Source organism: Streptomyces sp. NRRL F-5122, from assembly GCF_001507435.1.
Taxonomy (GTDB): domain Bacteria; phylum Actinomycetota; class Actinomycetes; order Streptomycetales; family Streptomycetaceae; genus Streptomyces; species Streptomyces lannensis.
Window position 1 is genome coordinate 1 of sequence record NZ_LMWH01000015.1, and the last position, 20,860, is coordinate 20,860.

18 protein-coding genes and 1 pseudogene are annotated in these 20,860 nt (G+C 70.4%); 14 read left to right on the forward strand and 5 right to left on the reverse strand.

Annotated features, from left to right (window positions below; genetic code table 11):
* Positions 1-713, forward strand: a 713-nt coding sequence (locus tag ADL25_RS03735) for an Hsp70 family protein (protein WP_159044872.1), incomplete at its 5' end; no start/stop codon positions are given.
* A 2-nt stretch (positions 714-715) separates the two neighbouring features.
* On the forward strand, positions 716-1,231 hold the full coding sequence (gene grpE, locus ADL25_RS03740; RefSeq protein ID WP_063805541.1) for a nucleotide exchange factor GrpE: 516 nt from the start codon (positions 716-718) through the stop codon (positions 1,229-1,231).
* 36 nt (positions 1,232-1,267) lie between these two features.
* Here grpE and ADL25_RS03745 read toward each other — a convergent pair whose 3' ends face one another.
* Positions 1,268-1,831 carry a hypothetical protein gene (locus ADL25_RS03745; RefSeq protein ID WP_059126165.1) on the reverse strand — a complete coding sequence of 188 codons (564 nt, stop codon included), beginning with the start codon at positions 1,829-1,831 and terminating at the stop codon, positions 1,268-1,270.
* Between the two features lie 373 nt (positions 1,832-2,204).
* On the opposite strand from ADL25_RS03745, the gene ADL25_RS03750 reads away from it, so the two are divergent.
* Positions 2,205-2,639 (forward strand): protease inhibitor, encoded by a 435-nt coding sequence (locus ADL25_RS03750; protein WP_059126166.1) that lies wholly within the window; start codon positions 2,205-2,207, stop codon positions 2,637-2,639.
* Positions 2,640-2,776: 137 nt separating this feature from the next.
* Here the strand turns inward: ADL25_RS03750 and ADL25_RS03755 are convergent, their stop codons facing one another.
* Positions 2,777-2,965, reverse strand: a complete 189-nt coding sequence (locus ADL25_RS03755) for a hypothetical protein (protein WP_059126310.1) — start codon at positions 2,963-2,965, stop codon at positions 2,777-2,779.
* An 843-nt stretch (positions 2,966-3,808) separates the two neighbouring features.
* On the opposite strand from ADL25_RS03755, the gene ADL25_RS03760 reads away from it, so the two are divergent.
* Entirely contained in the window at positions 3,809-4,675 is an 867-nt protein-coding gene (locus ADL25_RS03760) for a Cof-type HAD-IIB family hydrolase (protein WP_059126167.1), read from the forward strand.
* Between the two features lie 19 nt (positions 4,676-4,694).
* Here ADL25_RS03760 and ADL25_RS03765 read toward each other — a convergent pair whose 3' ends face one another.
* Positions 4,695-5,939: a PP2C family protein-serine/threonine phosphatase gene (locus ADL25_RS03765; RefSeq protein ID WP_059126168.1), complete on the reverse strand. Its 1,245-nt coding sequence runs from the start codon at positions 5,937-5,939 to the stop codon at positions 4,695-4,697.
* A gap of 79 nt (positions 5,940-6,018) precedes the next feature.
* Positions 6,019-7,023: a zinc-binding alcohol dehydrogenase family protein gene (locus tag ADL25_RS03770; RefSeq protein ID WP_059126311.1), complete on the reverse strand. Its 1,005-nt coding sequence runs from the start codon at positions 7,021-7,023 to the stop codon at positions 6,019-6,021.
* A gap of 137 nt (positions 7,024-7,160) precedes the next feature.
* Here ADL25_RS03770 and ADL25_RS03775 point away from each other — a divergent pair, with 137 nt between their 5' ends.
* From ADL25_RS03775 to ADL25_RS03790, 4 genes are all read left to right on the forward strand, one after another.
* Positions 7,161-7,958 (forward strand): VOC family protein, encoded by a 798-nt coding sequence (locus ADL25_RS03775; protein ID WP_059126169.1) that lies wholly within the window; start codon positions 7,161-7,163, stop codon positions 7,956-7,958.
* Between the two features lie 138 nt (positions 7,959-8,096).
* Positions 8,097-8,786, forward strand: a complete 690-nt coding sequence (locus ADL25_RS03780) for a ribonuclease H family protein (protein ID WP_059126170.1) — start codon at positions 8,097-8,099, stop codon at positions 8,784-8,786.
* Positions 8,787-8,983: 197 nt separating this feature from the next.
* Positions 8,984-11,065 (forward strand): SpoIIE family protein phosphatase, encoded by a 2,082-nt coding sequence (locus tag ADL25_RS03785; protein ID WP_059126171.1) that lies wholly within the window; start codon positions 8,984-8,986, stop codon positions 11,063-11,065.
* 162 nt (positions 11,066-11,227) lie between these two features.
* Positions 11,228-11,665: a PPOX class F420-dependent oxidoreductase gene (locus ADL25_RS03790; protein WP_234380439.1), complete on the forward strand. Its 438-nt coding sequence runs from the start codon at positions 11,228-11,230 to the stop codon at positions 11,663-11,665.
* A 166-nt stretch (positions 11,666-11,831) separates the two neighbouring features.
* Here ADL25_RS03790 and ADL25_RS03795 read toward each other — a convergent pair whose 3' ends face one another.
* Positions 11,832-13,301, reverse strand: a complete 1,470-nt coding sequence (locus ADL25_RS03795) for an MFS transporter (protein ID WP_059126172.1) — start codon at positions 13,299-13,301, stop codon at positions 11,832-11,834.
* A 324-nt stretch (positions 13,302-13,625) separates the two neighbouring features.
* Here ADL25_RS03795 and ADL25_RS03800 point away from each other — a divergent pair, with 324 nt between their 5' ends.
* The 6 genes and pseudogenes from ADL25_RS03800 to ADL25_RS50240 all read left to right on the forward strand — a co-directional run bounded on the left by ADL25_RS03800 (position 13,626) and on the right by ADL25_RS50240 (position 20,787).
* Entirely contained in the window at positions 13,626-14,120 is a 495-nt protein-coding gene (locus tag ADL25_RS03800) for a MarR family winged helix-turn-helix transcriptional regulator (RefSeq protein WP_059126173.1), read from the forward strand.
* Between the two features lie 77 nt (positions 14,121-14,197).
* Positions 14,198-15,410, forward strand: a pseudogene (locus tag ADL25_RS03805) (PP2C family protein-serine/threonine phosphatase).
* Between the two features lie 207 nt (positions 15,411-15,617).
* Positions 15,618-16,355, forward strand: coding sequence for an SDR family NAD(P)-dependent oxidoreductase (locus ADL25_RS03810; protein ID WP_059126174.1), 738 nt, complete (start codon positions 15,618-15,620; stop codon positions 16,353-16,355).
* Between the two features lie 513 nt (positions 16,356-16,868).
* The gene (locus ADL25_RS03815) at positions 16,869-19,094 is read left to right on the forward strand and encodes a glycoside hydrolase family 127 protein (RefSeq protein ID WP_234380446.1); all 2,226 of its coding nucleotides are present in this window, start codon (positions 16,869-16,871) and stop codon (positions 19,092-19,094) included.
* A 339-nt stretch (positions 19,095-19,433) separates the two neighbouring features.
* A complete protein-coding gene (locus ADL25_RS03820; protein ID WP_234380448.1) occupies positions 19,434-20,555 on the forward strand; it encodes a hypothetical protein in 1,122 nt (373 codons plus the stop codon).
* 28 nt (positions 20,556-20,583) lie between these two features.
* Positions 20,584-20,787, forward strand: coding sequence for a hypothetical protein (locus tag ADL25_RS50240; RefSeq protein ID WP_059126176.1), 204 nt, complete (start codon positions 20,584-20,586; stop codon positions 20,785-20,787).
* The last annotated feature ends 73 nt before the right edge of the window (positions 20,788-20,860 follow it).

Genomic DNA, 20,860 nt, shown 5'->3' on the forward strand with positions numbered 1-20,860 from the left:
TGACCAAGCTGATCGAGCGCAACACCACGATCCCGACCAAGCGGTCCGAGATCTTCACCACGGCCGAGGACAACCAGCCGTCCGTGCAGATCCAGGTCTTCCAGGGCGAGCGCGAGATCGCTGCGTACAACAAGAAGCTCGGCATGTTCGAGCTGACCGGTCTGCCGCCGGCGCCGCGGGGCGTCCCGCAGATCGAGGTGTCCTTCGACATCGACGCCAACGGCATCATGCACGTCACGGCGAAGGACCTCGGCACCGGCAAGGAGCAGAAGATGACCGTCACCGGCGGTTCGGCCCTGCCGAGGAACGACATCGACCGCATGGTCCGCGAGGCCGAGCAGCACGCCGAGGAGGACCGCAAGCGGCGGGAGGCCGCCGAGACCCGCAACCAGGCCGAGCAACTCGTCTACCAGACGGAGAAGCTCATCGCCGAGAACGGGGACAGGATCCCCGCCGACGCGAGGAGCGAGACGGAGGGCGCCATCGGCGAACTCAAGGAGGCGCTCAAGAGCGAGGACACCGCGGAGATCCGGCGGACCATGGACAAGGCCGCCGCCGCGGCGCAGAAGATCGGCAGTGCCCTGTACGAGCAGGCGCGCCCCGAGGGCGGCACCGGGCCGGAGCAAGGCAAGGCGAGCGGCGGCGCCCGGGCCGAGGACGACGTCGTGGACGCCGAGATCGTGGACGACGACAACACCTCGCAGGCGGGCTGACCATGGACCAGAGCCCGCCGCAGAGCCCGGAGTTGCTCCGTCTGGTGGACGAGCGCACCGCCGATCTGCAGCGGGTGAAGGCCGAGTACGACAACTACCGCAAGCAGGTGCGCCGCGACCGTCTGGCGGTGCGCGAGATCGCCACGGAGAACGTGCTGAGAGCGCTGCTGCCCGTTCTTGACGCGGTCGAAGGGGCCCGTCGTCAGGAGGCCGTGACGCCGGGTCTCAAAGCCGTCGCCGACGTCCTGGAGACGCAACTGGCGTCCCTGGGGCTGAAGGTGTTCGGTGAGGCGAACGAACCGTTCGACCCTACGCGCCACGAGGCGGTGACGCATGTGGTCGCGCCGGACGCCGAGCGGCTGACCTGTACCGAGATCCTGAGCCGCGGGTACCGGGTCGGTGACCGGCTACTGCGTGCCGCGCGCGTCACGGTCACCGGCCCGCCCGCCTGCGGCAGGGGCGGGGGAGTGGAACGGACCGTCGGAGGCGGCGGCACCGGCGAGCACCGGGACCCGTAGGGGTGATCCGGCGTATGTGCTGCCGGACCCCCCCGGTCATTCCTCCTCGGTCGGCGCGTCGGCCGGTCCGTCCCGGAACTCCGTGTCGGGGCCCTGGGCCCGCACCCGCTGCACATGCTCCAGCGACTCGCGCAACTCCGAGAGCCAGTCGTCGGTGTGCCGCTGCACCAGGCGTACACACCAGGCGAGCGCGTCACTGCGGCTGCGTGCGACCCCGCCGGCGATGAGCGTGTCGAGCACCTGACGCTCGGGCTGGCGCAGCCGGGTCATCACGGGGGCCGCGATATGCGTGAACAGCGCACGCTCACCGCCGCACTGCACACCCCAGGAGACCTTCTTGCGGAACCGGTGCTCCGCCTCGCGCGCCACCGCGATCCGGTCCTCGCGCGTGCGTTCACGGAACTCCTGGACACGGGCCCCGATCGCCGCCTCCCTCTCGGCGGGCGAGGCGCCCTCGGCGAGCCGGGGCTCGGGGATACGGCCGACCACGGTGATCTCCTCGCGGTCGACGACGACCTCCACCAGGTTCTCGAAGAGGTCGTCGGGCAGGCGGCCGGCGAACCAGCCGCGCAGCTGCTCTTGCTGTTCGCTCGTAATCATGTAATGACGATTACTCCGCTTCGATGTGAAGGCAAGGGCGCGGAGGGTGTGTTTGCCAGGAGCTGAAGACAGCGCTTGCATTCACGGCCAAGCGGAATGTTTCAGGCCGATTGCCGAGCCGCGGGATTCCGGCCAGAAGGCTGCTTTGCGACCCCGACGTCCATGCGGCGCCCGGCCTCACACGTTCGAATTCTGTGACTTCACGCCACTGATTCAATACTCAAAGTTACCGAAACGAGGGGGGTCGATGTGAGTTTCCCGCTCGGACTCGGCAGACTCCGGCTCGCCGAACCGGCACCTCGAACGGTCCGGGATCTGCACAGGCACCACCGACCCGGACCGCGACCCCGTTACGAGCGGAAGGATGCACACAATGCCGAACACCGCGCGCTGGGCAGCGGCCCTCACCCTCACGGCCACCGCCGTCTGCGGCCCCCTCACCGGGTCCGCCCTCGCCGCCCCGAACGCCGCCCCCGCCTCTCTCTACGCCCCCTCGGCGCTCGTCCTGACCATGGGCCACGGCGAGAGCGCAGCTCTCGTCACGCCCCAGCGTGCGGTCACCCTGACCTGCGCTCCGGTCGCCTCAGGCAGTCATCCGGACGCCGTCGACGCCTGCGCCGAACTACGCGCGGCCGGCGGCGACTTCGATGCGCTGGCGATCAGAGACGGCGTCTTCTGCACCAAGCAGTACGACCCCGTGGTCGTCACCGTCCAGGGCGTCTGGCAGGGCAAACGCGTCGACTACGAACGGACTTTCGCCAACGAGTGCGTGAAGAACACCTACGGGACAACCGTCTTCACGTTCTGAGAGACGCGGATCGCGTGGTGCCCGCATATGTCGATCCAGGGCTTGTGACTGGGGAGTGCAAGCCCTGAGCGGTGCTCCACGCGATCTCGCAGCGGAGCCGGCCGGACGGAGTGGGGCCGTCCGGCCGGCCCCCGCAATCACTCGCCGCTGATGGACCAGCGCCCCACCTCGCGGTAGCCGGAGTCGTGGACGACCGACCCGTCGCCGGGCTCGAGCCCGAAGTGCCCTAGGTTCCCGCCCCAGTAGCGCAGGATTCGCCCCAGTCCCGAGGCGGCGTTCCCGTCCCAGCCCGTGTCTCCCATGCCGACCTCGAGAACTGACTTCACGTAACGCGTCCGCCCTTCCAGTGGTCGTCCGTAGGACATCGGCTCCATCGTTTCGTCGACGCCTCCGTCGAGGTCCGGCACATTCCGCCAGTGGCCACAGGCGGGTGAGCAGGCCCGCTGCGCGAAGCAGATGATGCATGCGGGGTGTCTCCGACACGAGACGATGGCGCCCGCCACGCTCCCCGGCCCTGGTCTCCTCCCGACACAGCACACGAAGGCCGGAGCAGCCGAAGGAGTCGACCGGCCGCAGAGCCACCAGGGCATCGGGCGTGGAACGGTCGGTGGCCGCCCCCAGGTCCGCCGAAGGCCCGGCCGCGGCGGACACCCGGCACCCCCGGACGGTCGGACGGCAGCCCGTACGATGGGTCCACGACGAGGCGACGGCGCCGACGACACAGGGACCGTACGACAAGGGATGCGATGGAGATCCGCCGAGCGCCCGCCAGGGCCGGGCTGCCGGACGTGACTCCGGTCCGTGAGCCGGCCTTCCGGATCCTACCGGACCCCGGCTCCCGGCAGACGCCCGTGATCCCTGCACGCCCGACCGGCATCGCCACGGTTCGGACCACGGCGCATGCCAGACACCCCCGCGCCGTACGCGAACCGGCGGCCCAGTCGGCTCTCCTGCCGATCCGCGCCTCAAGAGCGCTGGCCGATTCCCCCTATCCGGCAGGGCTGGTACGGCCGCCCGTGACCGCCGCGAGTCGGCGCGCGCCCACAGCCGTCGTCCCATGCCGTGTCGGACCGCACATCCGCGCCCGGAACGACTGACCCCGCACCCCAACCGCGCTCGCCCGGATGCGGACAGCTCCCCGATCGCCGCCCCGCACAAGAAAGCAGGCCATGTCCTCCACCACGCCCACGTGTCTTCCGACCTCACCCGAACTGCCGGGCGAGCCCGTGGACATCCGACTCGTCGTCACCGACATGGACGGCACGCTCCTCGACGACGCCGGGCGGATACCCGAGGACCTCTGGCCGCTCCTCGCCGAACTGCGCCGTCGCGGCGTGCTGTTCAGCCCGGCCAGCGGACGCCAGTACGCGACCCTGGCACGGCAGTTCGCCGACGCGGGGGACGGCATGGTCTTCGTCGCCGAGAACGGCACCTACGTCGTACGCGACGGTGTGGAACTCGGCTCCGATCCGCTGGACGCAGCGGTGGCCGCCCGCGTGATCGGGACGACACGGCGGCTCGCCGCCGAGGGAGTGGACGTGGGCGCGGTCCTGTGCGGGAAGGAGTCCGCCTACGTCGAGCGCGCGGACGAGGCCTTTGTGGCCGAGGCGAAGCGGTACTACGCCCTGCTGCGCATCGTCGACGACCTCACCGCCGTCGAGGACGAGTTCCTCAAGGTGGCGCTCTACGACTTCGGGCCCGTGGAGCGGACCACCGCCCCCGCCCTCGCGCCGTTCGCGAAGAGCCATCAGGTCGTCGTCTCGGGCGAGCACTGGGTGGACATCATGAACGCCACCGCCAACAAGGGCGCCGCTCTGCGCAGGCTCCAGCGCGAGTTGGGCATCACGCCCGCGCAGACGCTGGTGTTCGGCGACTATCTCAACGACCTCGAGATGCTCGATGCGGCCGAATGGTCCTTCGCCATGGCCAACGCGCACCCGGACGTGCTGCGGCGCGCCCGCTATGTGGCACCGCCGAACACGGAGTACGGCGTACTGAGCACGATCACCCGGCTGATGGGGCTGCCCACGCGCTGAGAACGGCCCTGCCCCCGGCTCACACCGCCGCCGGGCGGCGGCGGATGCGGGCAGCCAGGACCGCGACGTCGTCCTCCGCATGGCGGGCGTCGAGCCGGGCCAGGACGTCGGCGAGCAGGTCCTCGACGCTCGCCCCGGGCCGCAGCCGCAGTCCGGCGAGCCGGGCCAGGGAGACGTCGATGTGCTCCTCCCGCCGCTCCACGAGCCCATCGGTGAACAGCAGCAGCGTCTCCTCGGGCGAGAGCGTCCGGGTGACGAGCTCGTAGCCCCCCACCCCCGTCCCGAGCGGCGGTCCGACCGGCACGTCCAGCAGTTCTCCGGTGCCCTCGGCGCCGAACAGCGCCGGTGGCAGATGCCCCGCGCTGGTCAGCGACGCCGTACCCCGCGCCGGGTCGACCTGGACGAGGACACAGGTCGCCGGACGGCGGCTTCCGTCCTCGGCGACGGCGGCGTCCAGTCGGCGCAGCACCCGATGCGGCGGCAGGTCCGTGGAGGCGATGTACCGCAGCATCGAGCGGTAGGCGTTCATGTCGACCGCCGCGTCAAGGCCGTGACCCATGACGTCGCCCAGGACCAGCAGGGTCCTGCCGAAGTGCAGCCGCACCGTCTCGAACCAGTCTCCGCCCACCAGGGTGCCGCCACCGGCCGGCAGATAGCGGGTGGCCAGGTCCAGGTTGGGATGCGGCCGCCCCGGCTCGGACAGCAGCGCCCGCTGGAGTCGGTACACCGTGCCGCGCATGTCCGTGTACCGGCGCGCGTGCCCGAGATGCACGGCCGCCAGTCGCGCCGCGAGATGGGTGACGGCGGTGTCCCGGTCCGCGAACACCGCACCCTCGCGCACCACCAGGAGCACCCCGTACAGCCGGCCGTGTCCGAGCAGCGGAACGGTCATGGCCTGGCGTTGCGCCTGCCCGGACGGGTCCGCCGAAGCGGTGATCGGATGGCCTTCCGCCAGCGCCCGCACGGGCAGCGAGCGGAGGCCGCCCTCGCCCCATGCCCCGAGGAGGTCCGCCCGGCCCGCCGTCGCCACCCGCTCCAGGTCCGGGTCGGACACCGGCGACATCGAGGGGATGTCCTTGGGCAACAGGTCCACGGCGGCCGCGTCGCACACCAGGTCGCAGATGTAGTCGACCAGTTCCTGGCAGGTGATGCGTTCGTCGAGGGTCGTACCGATCGACTCGAGCGCGTTGTCGAGGCCGTACAGCGTCGACGACACCTCGGAGCCCACGCCGTACGGCGGGTCCGCAGCGTGGCCACCGCCCACAGTGCACCTCCGCGACGACGCCTCTCGGAGTCCATCCACGCACGGGACCGCCCCGCACGCACCCGCGCCTGCGCCCTGGTCAGAGATCGTTCACCAGCACGGCCGCCCCGTCGAAGCGCCCGGCCTTCAGATCGGCGAGGGCCCGCTGCGCCTGTGACAGCGGATAGGGGTGCGTCGTGGCGCGTATGTCGTAGCGGGCCACGAGCTCCAGGAACTCCCGGCCGTCCTGACGCGTGTTGGAGGTGACACTGCGCAGTTCCTTCTCGTAGAACAACTCGCTTTCGTAGCGCAGGCCGGGCACATCGCTCAGATGGATGCCGGCGACCGCGAGGACGCCGCCCCGGTCCAGCGCCCGCAGCGCCACCGGGACGAGATCGCCGACCGGTGCGAACAGGATCGCCCCGTCGAGCGGCTCCGGCGGTGCGTCGTAGGCATCGCGCGCCGACGCGCACCCGAGGTCGAGCGCGAGACGCCTGGACGCCTCGTCCCGGGTCAGGACATGCACGGTGGCCCCCTGGGCCAGGGCGACCTGCGCGCACAGATGAGCGCTGCCCCCGAAGCCGTAGAGCCCGAGGCGCCCGCCCGACGGCAGCGACGTCCGCAGAAGTGCCCGGTATCCGATGATCCCCGCGCACAGCAGCGGGGCCAGCGCGACGTCGGGCACGTCTGCCGGGAGCCGGTAGGCGTACGCGGCCGGCACGGTCATGTACTCCGCGTAGCCGCCGTCGGAGGTCCAGCCGGTGTACTCGGAGTCGGGACACAGATTCTCGGCCCCGCGCAGGCAGTACCGGCAGGTGCCGTCCGTGCGGCGCAGCCATGCGGCCCCCACCCGCTCGCCGACGGCCCATCCGCTCACGTCCGCGCCCGTGCCGGCGACCTCGCCCACGACCTCGTGGCCGGGTGTCACCCCCGGTCGGCGCACCGGCAGATCACCCTCGGTGACATGCAGATCCGTACGGCACACACCGCAGGCCCGCATGTGCACCAGCAACTCGTCGGGCGCCGGCTCCGGGACCGGTCGCTCCGCGAACCGCAGCGGCTCCCGCTCGACGGGAGCCGGCCGGTCCACCACCCATGCGTGCATCGTCAGTGCCCCGTCCCGTGCCAAGACCGTCCCCGTTCCAGTGTGGATCAGGACCGCGGTTCGGCGCGCGGTGCGGCACGGGCCTGGCTAGCGTGAGGAACGCAGCCCGATCCGTCGTACGGGGAAGGTCGAACGCCATGGCGGTTCAACCCGAGGGAACGCCCTGCTGGGCCGACGCGATGTTCACCGATGTCGAAGCGGCCATGTCCTTCTACGGCGACGTCCTTGGATGGACGTTCGGGGAGGCGTCCTCCCGGTACGGCAACTACACGCAGGCGTACGCCGACGGCAGGGCGGTCGCCGCGGTCGTGCCGCCCATGAACGGTCAGGAGGGCCAGTCGGCCTGGTGCCTGTACCTCGCCGCGGCCGACGCCATTGCTACCGCCGGGAGGATCAAGGACCACGGCGGTGAGGTGCTGATGGAACCGGTGCAGGTCGGGGACTTCGGCACCATGGCCCTGGCCCGTGACCCGAGCGGCGCTGTCTTCGGCGTCTGGCAGGCCGGCGCCCACGAGGGTTTCGAGGCGCGGGGCGTGCCCGGCGCCTACTGCTGGGCCGAGGTGTTCACCCGGGAACCGGAACGGTCCGACGCGTTCTTCCCTGCCGTCTACCCCTACCGAGCCAAGCAGATCCAGGACGAGACGATCGACTTCCGCGTCTTCGAACTCGACGGGAACCCCGTGCTCGGCCGGATGAAGATGACGAACGACTTCCCGCCGGAGCTTCCGCCGTACGTCAATGTGTACTTCACCGTCGAGGACTGCGACGTGGCCGTCCGGCGGGCCGTCGAGCACAGAGGCATCCTGCGGTTCGGCCCGATGGACAGCCCCATCGGTCGTTTCGCCGCGTTGAGCGACCCCCAGGGCGCCAACTTCTCGGTCATCGACATCACCACCACCCAGGGGCGGATGCCGGACACAACAGATGTCTCCTGACGGCTGACACCGGGGCAGCGGTGCGCACGTCACGGCGGCACGCGCGCTCGGTCCTCGGTCCGCGGTCCCGCTCGGCCCGCCCTTTTCAGGCAGCACGGGCCTGCACCCCGGAAGCCGGAGCGGGGTCCGGAGCGTGGCATGATCGGAGGCATGCGTGAACGTGTTGTGGCCGCCTGTGACGGGGCTTCGAAGGGGAACCCCGGACCTGCCGGATGGGCCTGGGTCGTCGCCGACGAGGACGAGATCCCGACCCGCTGGGAGGCGGGCCCGCTGGGCAAGGCGACCAACAACGTCGCCGAACTCACCGCACTGGAACGTCTGTTGACCGCCGTCGCGCCGGACGTCGCGCTGGAGATCCGGATGGACTCCCAGTACGCGATGAAGGCGGTCACGACCTGGCTGCCCAACTGGAAGCGCAACGGCTGGAAGACCGCGGCGGGCAAGCCCGTCGCGAACCAGGACCTTGTCGTGCGCATCGACGAGCTGCTCGACGGCCGTGAGGTCGCGTTCCGCTACGTCCCCGCGCACCAGGTCGGCGGCGACCGCCTCAACGACTTCGCAGACCGCGCCGCCAGTCAGGCGGCCGGCGTGCAGGAACCGGCCGGCAGCGCGTACGGCTCCCCGGAGCCGCCGCCGTCGGCGCAACCGGCTGCGGCCGGCGCGTCCCGCCGCCCGGCACCCGCGAAGAAGCGCGCCACCGGGCGCACCCTCAAGGCGAAGTTTCCCGGCCGCTGCGTCTGCGGCCGCTCCTACGCCGCGGGCGAGTCGATCGCCAAGAACGCCCAGGGCTGGGGTCACCCCGAGTGCCGCACGGCCGGCGACGCCTGACGACCGGGGAAGCCTGCACCGCGGTCGCGTGACGGCACGGGCCGCCTGCCGGACGGCTTGTTGTCCGGTCCCGGTCACATAACGTGCAGGGTCGCGTCGGTTCGCCGGATGCACAGGGGCGGAGTACACCGGAAGAGGGACACCCGAGCCGCTCGCGCGGTGCGCACCGCCGTCGTGCGGCACTGGAGGTGACTTCCATGGCAGAAGGCCGTGGGGGCAGCGACGCACGTGACGCCGGGATGGCGACGCTGGACGCCTTGTTCGCCCGGTCTCCGATCGGCCTGGCCGTGCTGGACACCGATCTGCGCGTGCTGCGGATCAGCACCGCGGGCCCGACCGTGCGGGACTTGCGGGAAGAGGACCTCGTCGGGCGGCCGATTCCCGACGCGCACCACGTGGTGGAGGAGAAGACGGCCAGGGACCTCCTGCGCGGTGTACTGAAGGACGGCGTTCCGGTGCAGGGACGGGTCATGCGGGCGCGGCCGCCCGCGGACAACGGTCAGGAACGCCTGTACGAGATCTCGGCCTTCCGGCTGGAGGAGCGTTCGGGCACGGTCCTCGGCGTGGCGATGACGGTGGTGGACGTCACCGACCGGGAAAGGGCCCGGATCCGGCTCGGCATCCTGGACGCCGTGCGCGAGTGCGTGGGACGCACCCTCGACGTGGTGGCCACATGCCAGGAGCTGGCCGAGGAGCTGGTCCCCGCGTTCGCCGACGTGGCGGTCGTGGAGGTGGTGGACGCCGTGATCCGGGGCGACGACCCTCCGCTGTCCCCGCTGCCCCGAGACGTGCGGCTACGGCGTGTCGCCTTTCGCAGCAACGCGGCGGGAGCGCAGCCGCAGGCGTACCCGGTGGGGGACGTCCGGGCCATTCCCGGACCGACCCCCTACAGCCAGGCCGTGGCCGACCTGCGACCGCGTGCCGTGGCGCTGCGCCCCGACCTGCCGTGGTTTACTGCCGACCCGGCGCGCGCACGCGCCATCAGCGAGACCGGGTCGCACAGTCTGCTCGCCGTTCCGCTGGACCTGCGCGGCGCGGTGATCGGTCTGGTGTGCCTGTACCGCGCCGGCACGCCCGGTGCGTACGACGAGGACGACCTCGAACTCGCCCGTGACGTGGCCCGGCACACCGCCCTGTGCATCGACAACGCCCGGCGTTACACCCGCGACCACACGGTGGCGGCGACGGTCCTGCGGCACATCCTCCCGCTGTTCCCCGCCTCGCTCACCGCACTGGAGTCCGCAGGCATCGCCCGCCCCGGTGAGGGCGGCAGCGGGTGGTTCGACACCATCGGTCTGTCCGGCGCACGGACCGCCCTGGTCGCCGGAACGGTCGCGGGGGGAGGCATCCAGGCGGCGGCGACCGTCGGGCAGTTGCGCACCGTGGTCCATTCCTTCGCCGCGCTCGACCTCGACCCCGAGGAACTCCTCGCCCGGCTGAACGACACCGCCGCGCTCCTCGCGGCCGAGCGCGCGGCGGTGCCGCCCGGTACCCCGCTGCACCGCGAGCCGCTGACCGCGAGCTGCGTGTACGGCGTGTACGACCCGCTGACCCGGATGTGCACCGTCGCCCGGGCGGGGCACCCCGCTCCGGTCGTGGTGCATCCCGACGGCACCGTCGACCGGCCGGACACCCCGGCCGGGCCGGGGCTGGGCAGTAGGGATCGGGCGCCGTTCGCCGCCGACCACATCCGGCTTCCGCACGGCAGCGTGATCGCCTTCGCCGGCAACGCGGTGCTGGCCTCGCACCTGACCTGTGAGAGAAGCCCTCTCCGCCTGGCCGTGGCGGACGGCGACCAACCCGTGCAGCAGCTCTGCGACGACATCCTGTACGGCCTGCCGGCCGACATGGAGGCCGACGACGCCGTTCTTCTGGTGGCCCGCACGCGTCCCTTCCCCTGCGACCGCATCGCCGCACGGCGACTCGACGACGAGCCCACGGCCGCCGCGACGGCCCGGCGGTACGCGCGCGACCGGCTCGCCGACTGGCGGGTGGGTCAGGAGACCGCGCTCAACGCCGAACTCATCGTCAGCGAACTGGTCACCAACGCCCTGCGCTACGGCGGCTCGCCCCTCGAGTTGCGCCTGATCCTGGACCGGGGCCTCACCTGCGAAGTCAGTGACTGCAGCGCCACGGCACCGCATCTGCGGCACGCCCGCACCACCGACGAGGGCGGCCGCGGACTGTTCATCGTCTCGCAGCTGTCCCAGGCATGGGGGACCCGATACTCATCCGACGGCAAGACCGTGTGGACCGAGCAGGCGCTCGAACCACCGTGATGGCACACGCCCAGGCGGAACCCCGTCGCGGTCGGACGGGTCCGAGGCGTGACCCGTCGTGAAGCCGCCGGAGCCGGGCGCCGGAGTCGGTCGTTCGGGGGAAGTCACCCCGCGCGCCGGCCCGTACGCGTGTCCGGCCGCGCGGGGGCGCGTTGAAGGGATGTGACGAACCAGAACATCCGACTGCCCCGGGAGCTGCGGGAGCTGATCGAGTCCGGCCCCATGGTCCACCTGAGCACCGTCAATCCCGACGGCAGCCCTCAGGTGACCGTCATCTGGATCGGGCTGGACGGAGACGACGTCGTCAGCGGCCACATGGCGCGGCATGTGAAGCTGCGCAACATGGAGCGGGACGCCAGGGTCGTGCTGTCCTTCGACGCCCCCAGGGTCCGGGGGGCCTTGCTGAACGAGTACGCCGTGCTGCGGGCCCGGGCCACCGTGCAGCCGAGCGACGGCACCTGGGACCTGCTCAACCGCCTGGCCAAGGTCTATGTCTCACCTGAGACCGAGTTCCCGGCGCCGAAGGGCCCCGGCTACATCGTGCGCTACTCGGTCGAGCGCATTGGCGGGGTCGGCCCGTGGGCGGCACCCTCGCATTGAGGCCGACGGGCGTTTGCTACCGCCCGAGCGGCGCCGAATCGGGGCGTGACGCGCCTCGTTCCGCAGTCGGGGGGCGCGCCAGGCGGTGTGTGCCGGTCCGTCAGCGATGAGGGGCGAAAGGGGATCTCCTGCCGGCGCCACGTGACCCGCGGTGAGTGCTCGGAGTTCAGCGCACCTCCTCCGTGGCCGGTTCGGCGGCCACGGAGGAGGTGGCCACGAGGTGCGAGGCGGTCGCCCGGGCGCGCAGGGTGCGCACCAGGACGGGGACGGTGATCAGGGCCAGGGCTGCGCCGAGCCAGATCACGATGTGCAGGGCGGTGGTGATCGCGTCGGCGGCGACCGGGACGGTGGTGTGCACCCCGCCGTTGAGGCGCTCGGTCATCGCGGCGGGGTCGGAGACCTTGCCGGCGAGCCGAGCGGAGGTGACGCTGATCAGCAGGGATCCGCCGACCGCCGCGGCAGCGGTGTCGGCCGTGAGGCGGAAGGCGTTGAACATGCCCGCGGCCATGCCTGCCTTGTCCAGCTCTACGCTGGAGACGGCGGCGCCGTCCAGGACGGCCAGGGTGATGCCGTAGCCGAATCCGGCGACGAGCAGAGGTCCGGCGAGGACACCCACGCCGACGCCGGGACCGATCACGGTCAGCCAGGCCATACCGCCGGCGACCAGCACCATCGCCCCGGCGAGCCGGCTGCGCAGCGACATCCGCCGGCTCATCCGGGTGGCGAACATCGGCATGACCAGCATGGGCGCGGTGAACAGCACGAGGATGCCGCCGGAGTGCAGGGCACTGTAGCCCTCGACGGCGCTGAAGTAGGTGGGCAGCAGCACCAGGAGGGGCAGCAGGCTGAAGGCCAGGGCCATCGCGGTGACGCTGATGCCCATGAACCGGGGGTGTCGCAGCAGGTGCAGGTCGAACATGGGGGAGCGGTGGTGCTTCTCGACGAGGTAGAAGACGGCCATCAGCACGGCGAACGCGGCCAGCGAACCCAGGACCACGGGGGAGGACCAGCCGAAGGCAGGGCCTTCGACCAGGGCGAAGATGAACAGGAACAGACCCGTGCTGAAGGAGAGCGTGCCGGGCCAGTCGAGTGGCTGCGCGTTGGGGTTGCGTGACTCGCTCAGCAGCGGAGAGAAGACCGCGACCAGCAAACCGATGATCGCCGGGATGGCGAAGACGCCGCGCCAGCCCAGAGCGGTGACCATCACCCCGGAGATGAGCGGGCCGAATGCGAGACCGGCGCCGAGTGCGGTGCCGAAGACGCCGAAGGCCCGGATCCGCTCGGCCCCCTCGAAACGTGAGGCGACCAGTGTGGAGCCGGCGGTCAGCGTGGCGCTGGCACCGATGCCGCCCACAGCGCGGGCGAGGTCGAGGACGAGGATCGATCCCGCGAAGGTGCACACCGCGGCGGCCACGCCGAACAGTGTGATGCCGAGGGTGAAGACACGGCGGCGCCCGACCCGGTCCGCGATGGTGCCGAAGGCCAGCATCAGCGACGCGAACATCACGTTGTAGCCGACGACCACCCACTGCAGGGCCTGCGAGGCCGGGTGGAACTGCTCGGCCACCCCCGGCAGGGCGACACCTGCCCCGGTCAGCGCGACGGGGACGTTGAAGACGGCCAGGGAGAGGAGCACCAGCGTCAGCCAGGCAGGGCGCTGATTGGATGAAGCATGCTTTGATGGAAAGGTTCGCTCATGAATACAGGACCCTACAACAATGGTGGAGCCTGGGTATGAGGGAAAGATGTGAGGTCGGCTACCTGCATCGACCGCCAGGCAGGCCGGACGGATACCGAAACGTGCAGGTGAGACGGGAGCGGACGGCGGAGTCCGGGTGCGGCGGGGTCCCGCCCGCGAGCGCCTGCCGGGAGTGGCTATGAACCCTGAGTCCTTCCAGGTTCCTACATTCGTGAAGCGTTATGCTTCCGGTACAGGATTCAGAGAGGTAGGGCGACGGCGATGGCATCGACCAGGAAGGCTCCCGCGACGGCCGGTTCCAAGGGCGCTCGTGTCGTTCCCGAGAGCATGCTCAGCTTCCACCTCAAGCGCGCGGAGCAGGCCATCGTGGCCCGCAAGGCGGACGGGGTGCGCGAGCTGGACCTGACCGAACCGCAGTGCAAGGTCCTCGGCTTTCTCGTCGGCGGGGCCGCCAAGTCCTGTACCCAGCTCTCCCGGGAAGCCCTGGTCACCTCGCAGACCATGACGGGCATCGTGAAGAACCTCGAGGCGAAGGGGCTGGTGGAACGCCACCCCTCGCCCGACCACGGCCGCGTCATGTTGGTGTCCCTCACCCCAGACGGAGTCGAACGAGCCGCTGCCGCCAAGCGCTTCTCCGAAGGCATCGAGCACGGTCTGCGCGAGGCCATGTCCGAGACGGACTACGCGCATCTGGTCAAGCTCCTCGACCGTGTCGCGGATCTGGCCCGGGACGCGGGCGGCCCCGAGGCCGGGTGAGGCACCCGCCCGCGGCGCATACTGGAGAAGGCGGGGCGGGACAGGACGACCGGTCACGAGCGTTTGTGGGAAGCGCGGTGACAGAACCGGGGATCGACTATCGAGCTGTCTTCGAGGCGTCGCCCAGTGCGATGCTGGTACTCGATGCCGCCTCTGTGATCCTGGACGCGAACACGGCCTATCAGCAGCTGGTGGGCCGCACCCGTGACCAACTCGTGGGCCAGTACCTCTTCCAGGCCTACCCGGACAACCCGTACGACCGCCACGGCACGGGGCGCGACGACATGGAGGCGTCACTGCGCCGGGTAATGGAGACCGGCGGCCCCGACGCGGTCGGCCCCATGCGCTTCGACGTGGAGGATCCTGGCCGGCCGGGGGCTTTCGCCGAGCGCTACTGGAGCCCCATCAACGCCCCGTCCTGGACGCCGACGGACGCGTCGCCCTGATCGTGCACCGTCTCGCCGAGGTCACCGACCTCGTCGTGTCCGGTCACCCCGGCATCGACGACCGGCGCCTGCAGATGGAATCGGAGTTGTATACGCGGTCCCGCGAGCTGCAACGCGTCAACGAGTGGCTGCGCGAGGCCAACGCCCGGGAACGGCAGGTGGCTCTCGCCCTCCAGGACGCGATGCTGCCCACTCCTCAGCCGCTGGCGCATCATCGGGCGGCGGTGCGCTATCGCCCGGCGCTCAACACTCTCAACGTCTGCGGTGACTGGTACGACGTCACCCAGCTGGCCACGGGCGACTACGCCGTGGCCGTCGGGGACGTCGTCGGTCACGGCCTGGCCGCGGCCGGTGTCATGGGTCAGCTGCGCAGCGCCCTCAGTGCCGTCATCCGGGTCGCGAACGGCCCCGCCGCGGCACTCGACGTGCTCGACACCTACGCCCGCTCCGTCGACGGAGCCCGTCCAGCACCGCCGTGCAGACGGTCATCGCCGCGGACGGCCACCGCATCGCCTACAGCAGCGCCGGTCATCCGCCCCCGCTCCTGGCCGACCCGGACGGCACCGTGCGCTTCCTGGACCGGTCGACGGATCCCCCACTCGGTGCAGCTCCCCGACCCACCCCACGCCCCCAGGCCACGGCCACGTGTGCCGACGGTGCCACCCTCGTCCTGTACACCGACGGCCTGATCGAACGCCGTGGAGAGGACATCGACGAAGGCCTGCGTCGTCTGGCCGCCCGCCTCGCCGAACACCACCGACATCGGACCGAGGACCTGGCGGACGCGCTGATCGAGCTGAGCGCCGGGACCGACGACACTGCTCTGGTCGTGCTCAGGCTGTGAAGTGGGCAGCCGGCTCCGGTGCCGACCTCCGGAAGAGGTAGTGCTGTGTCGAGGAAACAGCGGTCGTCCTGAGTGTTGTTCTCTTAATTGATTTAGGTTCCTTCATAAAGTGAGGGTGCTTGAACAAAGAGAAGGGTGGCGTCGCGGGCCTGGTTCCCGGTGTCTGACGAGCGCACCCCGCACAACAGATCACGAAGGAAAGTCATCATGGAAATGTCCGGACGCACGGCGCTCGTCACCGGTGCCACCGCAGGCATCGGTCGAGCGGTCGCCGTTCTACTGGCACGCGAGGGTGCGGACGTCGTGGTGCACGGCCGCGATGCCGAGCGTGGTGCCGCCGTCGTCGGGGAGATCCAGGACGCGGGCGGCAGAGCCCGCTTCGTGCAGGCCGACCTGGCCGACCCCGATGACGCCCAGCGCCTGGCCGACGCGGTGGGTGATGTGGATGTCCTGGTCAACAACGCAGGCATCTACGAGTTCCGGCCGACCGCGGGCATGAGCGTCGACCTGTTCGACCTGCACATGGACCTCAACACCAAGGCGCCCTACCTACTGGTGCGGGCGCTGGCTCCGGCCATGGCCGAACGCGGCCGCGGCTCCATCGTGAACGTCAGTACCCTCGCCGTCGCGGTCACCACCGTGGGCGCCGGCATGTATGCGGCATCCAAAGCGGCGCTCGAGCAGCTCACCCGGGTCTGGGCGGCCGAGTACGCCGAGGGCGGTGTGCGCGTCAACGCTGTCGCACCCGGCCCCATCCGCACCCCCGGAACCGATGCCATGGATCCGGCCACCGTCAAGGCCATCGCCGACACCACGGCCATGCGCCGCATCGCCGAGCCGGAGGAGGTCGCCGAAGCCGTGGTCTTCCTCGCCTCCGACCGGGCGAGCTATGTCACCGGGGCCGTCCTGGAGGTGGCCGGTGGCCGCCCCGCCATTGGTGGCTGACCTTTCGCCGTGGCTCCGGGCCACGTTCTTCAGGCCCTGTGAGTGCCGCTCGCGCGCTGCTGCCGATCAGGCCCGACCGCACATGGACCGCCTCCTGAACGCCGTCTTCGTTCTGCGGAACGAACGAGCCGGAGCGTAGGACGCCCGTGGAGGTGTGTCAACGGCCCACGTCCGGTGCGTAGTTGTGGGGCATCCGACCCGGATGTGCCCATCGCAAGCAGCCGACGGCCGTTCTTCGAACCGAACCTTCATGTCCCCATTGACACTCTGGAAACGGCCCACATACTGTCACTCAGCAACTCGAACAACGGTCGAAATATCGAACAATCGGTAGGGGTTGATCTCCCGCGGATCCCGACCGCGCGCCCGCGCCGTCCGGCCCCGCTCGTGCCCCGTCACGCACCCGCCCCGTACGCACTTGTCGGAACGTCACGGCTTCCCCGTCCCCAGCCGGAACACCCAGGCGGGCCGCCCGAGCCTGCCGTCGCACCGTCCCGGCCGCACAGGACCCCCGTGGCCTCCGCCGTCACCGAGGAGTTCACCATGCCCGAGTTCTCACGGCGCGACGCCCTACGGCTGACCGCGCTCGCCACCGCCATCCCCGCGTTCCAGGCGATGTTCCCGACGGCGGCCGGCGCGGCGACTCCCGCGACGGCCGCCGCGGTGGGGGAGGGCTCTGCGGCGGGGGCCGTTCGGGCCTCCGCCTCGCCCGTCCCCTCGTCCTGGGTCGTCAAGCCGTTCGACAACACGCGCGTGACGTTGGCGCCGAGCCTGTTCACGGACAACCGCGACCGGATGCTGAATTTCCTGCACGCCTACTCGGCCGACCGCATGCTCGCCGTCTTCCGCACCAACGCGGGGCTCGACACCCTCGGCGCCCAGCCGCCCGGCGGCTGGGAGACGGCGGACGGCAACCTCAGAGGCCACTACGCCGGACACTTCCTCAGCGCACTGTGCCTGGCGTACGCGGGCACCGGCGAGTCGGCCTACAAGGAGAAGGCCGACTACATGGTCACCGCGCTGGGCGAGTGCCAGGACGCCCTCGGCGCGCTGGTCGGCACCGACGACCCGGCCGCGCCCAGCCACGTCGGCTATCTGGCCGCCTACCCGGAAACGCAGTACATCCGGCTTGAGCAGTACGCGACGTACCCCACGATCTGGGCGCCCTGGTACACCTGCCACATGATCATGCGCGGGCTGCTCGACGCCTATCAGCACACGGGAAATCACAAGGCGCTGGGGATCGTTCTGGGCATGGGCGACTGGGCGTACAGCCGGCTCGGACACCTGCCGCGCACCCAACTCGACCGGATGTGGAAGATCTATATCGCGGGCGAGTACAACGCGATGCCCGTGGTCATGGCCGACCTGTACGCCCTGACCAAGGACGAGAAGTACCTGGCCACCGCCAAGTGCTTCGACAACACCTACCTGTTCGACGCCGCCGTCGCGAACGAGGACACCATCGACGGCGAGCACGCCAACCAGCACATCCCTCAGTACCAGGGATACCTCGAGATCTACGAACAGACCGGGGAGCGCGAGTACTTCGACGCGGCCAAGAACTTCTGGGACATGGTGGTACCGCACCGCACCTATGTCGACGGCGGTATGGCGGGCTCAGGCGAGATATTCGGCGCACGGGACGTCATCGCCTCCACGATCCAGAAGAGCAACGCCGAGACGTGCTGCGTCTACAACATGCTCAAGCTCAGCCGCAGCCTGTTCTTCCACACCGCAGACCCGAAGTACATGCAGTACTACGAGCGGGCCCTGTACGGGCAGATCCTCTCCTCGCGGCAGAACACCTCCAGCGACACCAACCCGCTGCTGACCTATTTCGTGCCGGTCAATCCGGGTGCCCGCCGCTCGTACGGAAACCTCGGCACCTGCTGCGGCGGCACCGGGCTCGAAACCCACGCCAAGTTCCAGGACTCCGTCTACTTCAGCTCCAGGGACGGCTCCACGCTCTACGTGAACCTCTACCTTCCGTCCACCCTTCACTGGCCGGAGCGCGGGCTGACCGTCACCCAGTCCACGCAGTACCCGACCGACCCGACCGGCACCAGCAGTCTGACGGTGACCGGCAGCGGCCACCTCGACCTCCGGCTGAGGGTCCCCTACTGGGCCGAGCAGGGCTTCACCGTCCGGCTCAACGGAGTCCGCCAGCGGATCGACGCCAAGCCCGGCAGGTACGTCTCGCTGAACCGACACTGGCGGACCGGGGACCGGGTGGAGATCGCCGCGCCGTTCACGCTGCGGATCGAACGCGCTCTGGACGACCCCGCCACCCAGGCCGTCGCCTACGGCCCCGTCCCCCTGGTGATCCGGAACTCGGCCACGGCGTACCAGAACCTCACCCTGTACCGCGACTACCCGCTCAGCCGCGATCTGAGCAGCGCCATCCGACCGACCGGGGAACCGATGACGTTCACCACCAACGGCCTGACGCTGGCGCCCTTCTACATCAACACCACGGACAACTACCACGTCTACTTCAAGCGCACCGAACCCGAGATCGTCTTCGGTGCCACGACCACCGGCATCGAGAACCGGCCCGACTCCGAAGGCCTGACCTTCCTCGACGAGGTCTGGGACCGTGGACCGTTCCGCAACAGGGGCGGCCTGGTGCAGGCGGTCACCGCGGTGAGCCGGGATCGTGTGGCAGCCGGGGAACTCACGGCCGACGAGCGCCACACGCTGATCAAAGCCGCGGCCCGGGCGGACATCGCCTCCTGACCGCATCCCCGTTCCGTTCCGGCTCCGCCCGGCGCCCCGACCCGTCCAGGGGGCACGCCGGGCGGGGTCGCGCCCCAGTACGTGACAACGGGGCGCTTGGTCGGCGCCGGTCCGGTTGCGCCGCCCACCACCGCCACGGCCTCCGGCCGCTGTTCCGGACAGGTGGGTGGGCCGCCGCCGTGACTGCCGCCGCTCCACCCAGCCGGCTGGACCGGCAGCGGTGACGCCTTCGACACGCATCCCGGATGCCCCGGCGGGCCCGGCACGGTCAGCTCTGAAGGCCGCTGGACAGGAACACCGGGGTGACGGTGAGATCCAAGTCACCGTGCCCGCCCCGTGTTGGACCGACTGCTGTTCACCGAAGACGTCGACCGCCTGGGCGGTGGGATGAGGCCAGGGCCAGTCGACGGGAGCCGGGGGCTGGTCCTCGCCCGAGAACACATCACCGTCGGCCCCGAGAACGTGCAGAGGACCGCGCCCGTGGCGTATCACCTCGAAGGCGAACACGGGTCGCCCGTCGTCGGCGCCGTTGAGGCGGCGCACGGCCGTGGCGCCGCGGAGGTACCCGGCCAGCAGTGCGAAGGTGTCTGCGGCGGGCCGTCGGCCGGTCATCCGCCGGTCCTCGTAGTCCATGAGTGCCAGCTTGCCGAAGAGGAACCCCATGAGGTTGAACCGATCGCTGTAGTCCGGGATCTCCGGCGCCAGGTTCCAGCAGGCGGTCCTGGTGATCCCCGAAGCGAGGGCGAGAACATTGCGCGTGACGATCTGCCGCTGATTGATACGGTCCCGCTTCGCCGCCAGTTCCGGGGAGCAGCCCTCGAGGAACATCTGGATCTGGGGCGGAAGGTCGGGCATCCGGGCGTAGAGGGCGCGCATCGTCCTGCGGTCCGCAGGCTCGGCGGCCCCCGGGCCGGCACTGTCGTCGGCGCGCTCACCGGTGTCCGCTCCCACGGCAGCGCCGGAGCCGGCGTCGGTGAAGGCCGCCATCATGGTCTGCTCGAACACCCCTTGTGCCTCGGGGAATTCGAAGAGGGTCGGCCCGTTGTACTCGCCGGCCACGACGGGTCGTTCGTAACCGTGGCGGCGCATCATCCGCCGTACGGTCTCCACCTGCTCCGGGATCGCCCGAGGAACGCCGTAGAGGTGGACCGAGAACAGGTCGAAGGCGTCCCGTCCGTGCTCGACGAGATGGTCGAAGAACCGGCGGGCGTCGCTGTCGGGTGGACTCGAGAGGACGTCGTACCCACAGCCGCCGAGCACCACTGCGGACTCCGGGTCGCAGGAGCGGACCGCACGGTGGAAGACGGTCAGGTGCTCGACGTATTCCGGGGCGGTGCCCGCCCAGAGCAGACCGGTGTTGCTCGGCTCGTTGTTGCACTGCCAGTAGTCGACGCGGCCACGGCAGTGGCTGACCAGCGCCCTCACGAACCGTTCGTACTGCTCGAGATCCTTGGCCGGTGACGACGGCAGGAAGTCCGATTGATGCCGGGTGGCCCACGGAGAACTGGAGCAGACGGTCACCCAGGTCTCGACGGCGGGATCGAGCTGGCAGAGGATCGCGTCGACGACCGTCCAGTCGAAGCGCCCCGGTTCCGGCTCGACCTGGCTCCAGTACACATGGACGCGTGCCAGCCCGGCACCGAGTCCGCGGGTCTCGGGCACAAAACTGTCCGGCGCCCCGAACATGCCGTAGCTGATGCCACGGACGACGCCCAGCCGGATGCCGGCCGGACCGACGGCGGGTTCGTCCAAGCCCTCACTCATGC

Excerpts from the sequence above, each read along its gene's own strand:
- grpE (WP_063805541.1), top strand. The coding sequence starts at position 716 with ATGGACCAGAGCCCGCCGCAGAGCCCGGAGTTGCTCCGTCTGGTGGAC.
- ADL25_RS03745 (WP_059126165.1), bottom strand. The coding sequence starts at position 1,831 with ATGATTACGAGCGAACAGCAAGAGCAGCTGCGCGGCTGGTTCGCCGGC.
- ADL25_RS03750 (WP_059126166.1), top strand. The coding sequence starts at position 2,205 with ATGCCGAACACCGCGCGCTGGGCAGCGGCCCTCACCCTCACGGCCACC.
- ADL25_RS03760 (WP_059126167.1), top strand. The coding sequence starts at position 3,809 with ATGTCCTCCACCACGCCCACGTGTCTTCCGACCTCACCCGAACTGCCG.
- ADL25_RS03770 (WP_059126311.1), bottom strand. The coding sequence starts at position 7,023 with ATGCACGCATGGGTGGTGGACCGGCCGGCTCCCGTCGAGCGGGAGCCG.
- ADL25_RS03775 (WP_059126169.1), top strand. The coding sequence starts at position 7,161 with ATGGCGGTTCAACCCGAGGGAACGCCCTGCTGGGCCGACGCGATGTTC.
- ADL25_RS03780 (WP_059126170.1), top strand. The coding sequence starts at position 8,097 with ATGATCGGAGGCATGCGTGAACGTGTTGTGGCCGCCTGTGACGGGGCT.
- ADL25_RS03785 (WP_059126171.1), top strand. The coding sequence starts at position 8,984 with ATGGCAGAAGGCCGTGGGGGCAGCGACGCACGTGACGCCGGGATGGCG.
- ADL25_RS03800 (WP_059126173.1), top strand. The coding sequence starts at position 13,626 with ATGGCATCGACCAGGAAGGCTCCCGCGACGGCCGGTTCCAAGGGCGCT.
- ADL25_RS03810 (WP_059126174.1), top strand. The coding sequence starts at position 15,618 with ATGGAAATGTCCGGACGCACGGCGCTCGTCACCGGTGCCACCGCAGGC.